Below are 3,734 nucleotides of genomic sequence, written 5' to 3' on the forward strand. Positions count from 1 at the left end.
AGGCCCTTGCACTGCATCACGTCGGGGCGATTGATGCCGGCTGCGGCTTTAATTTATTGACAGTGTTGGGCCGATTTTAAAATCCCGTTATCAATATTCTCATCATCCAAGAACGGTTTCGTTCCAGCAGCAACGGCCGGAAGGATCCATGATCTGAACGCTCAATTCTCGGTTGGAGCCGTAGTTTCCGGTCTGAACGCAATAGGCCAGGTAGTGGCTTTCTCCCAGGCGGCGGGTATTGAATTTCCAGCTTTCGCCATCGTGCTGAAAGTCCGGAGCGTAATGAAGCCGCCAATTCCGATTGGCTTCCCGGACGAACGAAAACTGTTGCAAAGGCAGGCTCAGGCCCATTCCGCGAGCTTTGATATAAGCTTCCTTCAGGGTCCAATAGCTGAAGAAGCGTTGTTCTTGCTCGTCCGGAAGCCGCGCTGACAGCACATGTTCCGCTTCCCGCGAAGAAAAGGCATGACGGCAGAGTGAAGCTAAATCACTTATGCGTTTGTGCCGTTCGACATCCACGCCGACCGCCCGTTGACGGGCGACGGCGCAAGCGACGCTGCCTTGGGTATGGGATAGGTTGAACTGTAGCCATTCGTAACCGGGATTGGCAATAGCGGGTTTGCCGTAGGCATTATTAACAAAGCGCCAGTCTTTTTCGGGAACAAAAGCGTAGCGGCTTAATACCCGGCGCATAAAAAGATGGGCCGCAACATATAAATCCCGGTCTTTATCGAATTTGAACGACCGTGCCCGTTGCCGCTCCGTTTCATCAAGGCTGCCGGCATCGATATTTACGGCGAGCTCGGGTTGCAGCAGGTGGATATGAACGTCATCGTTTCCTAGGGTCAGCATTTTTCGGCTACAAGCTCCTCTTCTTCTTGTTTTTCTTGCGCAGGGGCCTCTTCCTGATACTTGACCAAGGGCAATAATGAATTCCCCAAGCCGGCAAAACAACCCAGGTACAACAGCTCCATTGCCGCGGGGATGCCGAAATTGAAGAAGTAGATACCGCCGATGCTGATAATCCCCGGCGCAAGGCTGGTGGTCAGGTTTTTACTCATCGTGTCTTCAAACTCATCCATAAAGCGGAAAAGCTGCTCCAGGTGGTTTAATGTGCCGTCCATGAAAATAATCTGGGCGGTATCTGTCGCCGCCGTGGAGGCGCCTTTTAGCGAAATCGACGTTTGCGCCGATTTCAGCGCAATCGCGTCATTGATGCCGTCGCCGATAAAGCAGACGAAATCGCCTTCGTCGCGCAGTTGCCGGACTAGCGCGGCTTTGTTTTCAGGCAGGGTTTCGGCGAAATAATGTTCGATGCCCAGGGTTTCGGCCATCCGCCGCGTGGGCTCTTGATGGTCGCCGGAGATGATGACCAATTTAAAGCCCCGCTGTTTCAAATAGCGGATAATACCTTCGGCTTCGGGGCGAATAGACGGCTGCATTTCCAGGATGCCGGCGAGTTGCCGGTCGATGCCGACGTAAATCAGCGAGTGGCTGTTTGCTTCCGCCTGCTGCTGGATAGGCAGTATGCTTGCAGGCCATTCGACGCCTTCGCGTTGCAGAAAGCGGGCGCTGCCCACGCGCACGACTTTTCCTTCGACGATGACCTTGATGCCGTAACCGACTTCGTAGCTGGCTTCGTCCCGTTCGGGCAATTCCAGTTGCAGCTCCTCGGCCTTGGCCAATATGGCTTTGGCAATAGGATGCGGCTGCCGGTATTCCGCCGCCGCGGCATGGCTCAAGACGGTGTCGGCAGAGAAACCGCCGATGTTATAGATGGTCGCCACTGTAGGCTGTTCCAGGGTCAGCGTGCCTGTTTTATCGAAAACAATGGTATTGACCTGTTTCAGCGATTCCAGTACCCGCCCGTCTTTGATCAAAATGCCTTGCCGCGCCAAAATTTGCGAATAAATCAAAACGCTGACCGGTCCCAGCATGCCCATGGTTGAGCCGAGGCCCGACCAGAGCACAGCGGTGGCCGAATTCGGGCCGAGCAGCGGCAAGGTTACCGCGCTGATACCCAGGGTGACCGGTACGAAGCGATCCGATATGCGCCGCCCCCGCGTGACCAAGGTGTCTTTATAACTTTGCGTGTAGTTCAGGACATTGCCGATCCGGGCGGCGGCCGTGGTTTCGCCGGACGTTTCAACGCGAATATAAATGCGCCCGGACAGCAGCAAGGTAGAGGCAAAAACCTTATCGCCGGCGGACTTTTCAGCCGGATGGCTTTCTCCGGTTAATATATGCTGGTCGATGTTGGCTACGCCGGACTGAATGGTGCCGTCGACCGGGATAATCTCTCCGGCATTGACGACAACAATATCGTTGATCCGAACGTTCTGAAAATCGGTTTGAATTTCGACATTGTCTTTTAACACCCAGACTTTTTCAGGGTACTGGCTGAAGGTATTGATTAACTGCTGTTGGGTGCTGCCTTCCACCCGGTCGATAATTTTTGCAAAAAAACTGCCCATCACGCCGGCAAAGGCCGCCAGCAGCAAATGGCCCGTAGCCAGCATGCCGAGCGTCATAACCAAGCCGACCAGGTTGCTGCTGATATAGTGTTTTAGTTTAAAGTCTCTCCAAACCCGGACAAACATACGGCGGGATAAATAAAGCACGCCGGCGACCCCGAAAACGGAAAAAACAGGATAGACACTGCCTAACAGGGCCAGCCCCATCGCGCTTAACGCGAGCTTCAAGCGTTGGTTGGCTCTTAGGCGCTCTTTTTCGATAGTCTCAAGAACTTTGGGGTCGATATCCACCAACAGTTGCTGACGGCCATCCGCGGCCATGGCTTTGTTAATATCTCGCAGAAACTGACCGGTATTGAAAGGACGTGCGGGTAGTTGATCGTCTTGGCTTGTTGCTGGCGGTTTATCCGGCATCGATTGTATTTGCTCGGCTTTGTGCTGCTGTTTCTGGAAAAAGTAGCCGACTCCACTAATCAGCGCCAGTTCAATCAACATAATAAATCCTTCCTGTGTATAAAGCTGAGTTGAGCAGCTGGTCTGATCAACGAAACTTATGCCCTTTGGGTATAAAGCTGAGTTGAGCAGTTTGCCCGCTCAAACGAAACTTGGGGATAAGACGGCTGATTTTACGCGCTGTGCTTGAGACCGGCAATGTTAAAACCGAGCTTTATCCGTGATGATTCCGCACCGGTTTTTTAGACATTGTAATTTTTTGGCAACTGGTTTTGATGGTTTTTATCTTACAACGCCGGGTTGAGTTGTTTTTTTGCTGTCATGAGACTGCTTTTGTGTTTTTTCTCTTGCTATACGGCAGAATTAAGAAAATTTATAAGCGTATGACTCTGCTAAATTATTTTGCATTTTGCGCAGTTTGCAAAGGTTTATAAAACCATGCCTTAAGGTTTTTTGTCGTGTATCGAATTTTTTTTCGAGATATAATTTTAAGAAAACGTTTGTTGTTTTTATATAAGCATTTGAATTTGATATATATTTTAATATCGCAGTTTGGGGCTTCCGGTTATTTAAAAATACGGTTTTAAATGACTGACAACTACACTTTGATACCTAAAGGGCATAAGTAGGGTTTGGGAGGCTTCCATGTTTGAATACTTTTGCAAATATTTAATTAATCGGTACCGGTTAAGTTTGGATGTTAGCCGTACATAACACTTAAACTAAGCGATGTTGAACCGCTAAGTCAATGCTTCAGGTAGCTACACAAGAACAACACACAACACATTTTTGGATGCACCTGAACTT

2 protein-coding genes are annotated in these 3,734 nt (G+C 50.3%); both read right to left on the reverse strand.

Translation table 11 applies throughout. From position 1 onward, the window contains the following. Positions 1-102 precede the first annotated feature (102 nt). Positions 103-852 (reverse strand): 4'-phosphopantetheinyl transferase family protein, encoded by a 750-nt coding sequence (locus EKO24_RS20615; protein WP_127028850.1) that lies wholly within the window; start codon positions 850-852, stop codon positions 103-105. Then, the gene (locus EKO24_RS20620; RefSeq protein ID WP_127028851.1) at positions 846-2,969 is read right to left on the reverse strand and encodes a heavy metal translocating P-type ATPase; all 2,124 of its coding nucleotides are present in this window, start codon (positions 2,967-2,969) and stop codon (positions 846-848) included. The genes EKO24_RS20615 and EKO24_RS20620 overlap by 7 nt, the downstream gene beginning before the upstream one ends. Positions 2,970-3,734 lie beyond the last annotated feature (765 nt).

The sequence above is a fragment of the Candidatus Methylobacter oryzae genome (assembly GCF_003994235.2).
Classification (GTDB): Bacteria; Pseudomonadota; Gammaproteobacteria; order Methylococcales; family Methylomonadaceae; genus Methylobacter_A; species Methylobacter_A oryzae.